Genomic DNA, 1,785 nt, shown 5'->3' with positions numbered 1-1,785 from the left:
GGAGGGGGGTGTCGGGGATGTCGAAAAAGGGCCCGCCGCGGCACCCGCCGGAAGCAATCCGGCGGGGCCATCAGCGCCCGGCAGGAACGCTTGCAGCGCTTCATTCCAAACCGGGCGACCGCGATGATGGGAAGTCAGATGCACATTCGGGTTCCAGCCGCCCGAAACACCCAGCGCGCCGCACTCGATCCATTCGCGGCGGCCCTTCGCGAAAACCTCGATCGCTGTCAGGCCCAACCGCCCGCGCGAACCCGTCACCAGGCCACCAGCGATCACGCGGTAGTCGCCCGAGCTTCTCGCCTCTTGGCGGGCGTCGATGACGGCCGCAACATGGATGCCCTTGGAAGCAAGATCGCGCGCGGTGCGATGACCGTCGTCGTTATTGGTGAACACGGCGACAGTCTTGGACGGGCAGGCTGCCCAGCGGTTGGCGTAAGCCCGCATCGCGCCGGCCAACATGATGCCTGGTCGATCATTGTCTGCGAAGGCTATAGGACGCTCTGTAGCGCCGGCCGCCAGTACCGCGCGTTTCGCGGTGATCCGCCAGAGTGTCTGACGGACGTTGTCGCCCGGCTCCGAAAGGTGATCGGAAACCCGTTCCACCGCGCCGTAGATTCCGTGATCATAGACTCCGAACACGGTGGTGCGACGCATCACACGAATGTTCGGCAGACCCTCAAATTCAGCTTCCAACGCGGAGATCCAGTCGATCGCCGACGCTCCGTCCAGCATTTCCGTCTCGGCCAGCAGTCGGCCGCCCAAACGGAAGTCTTCATCCGCCAAGATAACCCGAGCGCCCGAGCGCGCCGCCGTCAGTGCCGCCGCAAGTCCTGCCGGCCCCCCGCCAATGACCAGCACGTCGCAGTGCAGGAAGCCCTTGTCATAGGCGTCAGGATCAGCCTGCATGGACAAGCTTCCCAGGCCCGCCGCTTTGCGGATCGCGGGCTCGTAAAGCTTTTCCCAGAAGGCTTTCGGCCACATGAAGGTCTTGTAATAGAATCCGGCCGTGAAGAACGGGGACAGCAGATCATTGACCGCAATTGCATCGAAGCTGAGTGAGGGCCAGCGGTTCTGGCTTCGCGCCACAAGCCCCTCGAACAACTCCACGACAGTGGCGCGCGTATTGGGCTCCTGTCGAGCGCCCGACCGCAGCTCGACCAAGGCGTTCGGCTCCTCGGACCCGGCCGACAGTACCCCGCGCGGACGATGATATTTGAAGCTGCGACCCATCAGGCGCACGCCGTTGGCCAGAAGCGCCGATGCGAGCGTGTCGCCCGAATGGCCCTCATAGCTCTTGCCGTCAAAAGTGAAGTTCAGTTTTTGCGAGCGATCAACCAGCCCGCCGGCCAGCCGGGTCATTGACCGCTCCTTTTGCGCGCCAGCGCGACATCGCGTGCCAATTCAGCGCCGAGGATTTCGTGCGTTACTGTGTTGCGCGTGATCAACAGCCATGACCGATCGCCCTGCTCATGGAACCATAGTTCGCGATGCACGCCCGCCGGATTATCGCGCAGGAAGACGTAGTCGCAGAATGAGTATTCGGCGTCGGGCCTGGTCGGATCGGGACGGTCGAGGAGCCTGACATCGCCGAGATAAATGAATTCTCGCGCATCGCGCGAACCCAGAATCGGATGAGGAATTAGCATTCGGTTGACCTCAGTGCAGGTTGGGCTGTGCCCCAGTGCCGGTTTCGTCAATTACATATCCACGTGAGAATCTATCGAGCCGGTAAGCCCGCGCGGTCTCGTGGGGGGATCCGGTCGCAAGCAGATGGGCAAAGGCGTA

2 protein-coding genes and 1 pseudogene are annotated in these 1,785 nt (G+C 62.7%); all 3 read right to left on the bottom strand.

Features of this window, described 5'->3' with window-relative positions; all coding sequences use genetic code 11:
* On the bottom strand, positions 1-1,359 hold a 1,359-nt coding region (locus tag EOA33_RS34675; RefSeq protein ID WP_127407647.1), incomplete at its 3' end, for a 2Fe-2S iron-sulfur cluster-binding protein.
* Complete coding sequence (locus EOA33_RS34670; RefSeq protein WP_127407648.1) at positions 1,356-1,646, bottom strand: sarcosine oxidase subunit delta; 291 nt, start codon at positions 1,644-1,646, stop codon at positions 1,356-1,358. The genes EOA33_RS34675 and EOA33_RS34670, both read right to left, overlap by 4 nt.
* Before the next feature lie 10 nt (positions 1,647-1,656).
* Positions 1,657-1,785: pseudogene (locus tag EOA33_RS41140) on the bottom strand (sarcosine oxidase subunit beta); the annotation flags it as partial.

The organism is Mesorhizobium sp. M4A.F.Ca.ET.050.02.1.1 (assembly GCF_003997725.1).
Taxonomy (GTDB): Bacteria; Pseudomonadota; Alphaproteobacteria; order Rhizobiales; family Rhizobiaceae; genus Mesorhizobium.
The sequence above is the reverse complement of the archived record's forward strand: the minus strand, read 5'-3'. Positions and strand labels throughout refer to the sequence as shown.